The 503-nt window shown below is 54.9% G+C and carries 1 rRNA gene; it reads right to left on the bottom strand.

The features are described from left to right. Positions 1-503 (bottom strand): 23S ribosomal RNA (locus tag SB786_RS35625); the annotation flags it as partial.

Consider the following 503-nt stretch of genomic DNA (forward strand, 5'->3'; position numbering starts at 1 on the left):
AGCGTTAACAAGCGTCCGGATTTACCTGGACACTCCGCCTACACGCTTAAACCGGGACAACCGTCGCCCGGCTGATATAGCCTTCTCCGTCCCCCCTTCGCAGTAACACCGAGTACAGGAATATTAACCTGTTTCCCATCGACTACGCCTTTCGGCCTCGCCTTAGGGGTCGACTCACCCTGCTCCGATTAACGTTGAACAGGAACCCTTGGTCTTCCGGCGAGCGGGCTTTTCACCCGCTTTATCGTTACTTATGTCAGCATTCGCACTTCTGATACCTCCAGCATGCCTCACAGCACACCTTCGACGGCTTACAGAACGCTCCCCTACCCAACAACGCCTAAGCGTCGCTGCCGCAGCTTCGGTGCATGGTTTAGCCCCGTTACATCTTCCGCGCAGGCCGACTCGACCAGTGAGCTATTACGCTTTCTTTAAATGATGGCTGCTTCTAAGCCAACATCCTGGCTGTCTGTGCCTTCCCACATCGTTTCCCACTTAACCAC

Source organism: Burkholderia sp. SIMBA_062 (genome assembly GCF_046534765.1).
GTDB classification, from domain to species: domain Bacteria; phylum Pseudomonadota; class Gammaproteobacteria; order Burkholderiales; family Burkholderiaceae; genus Burkholderia; species Burkholderia ambifaria.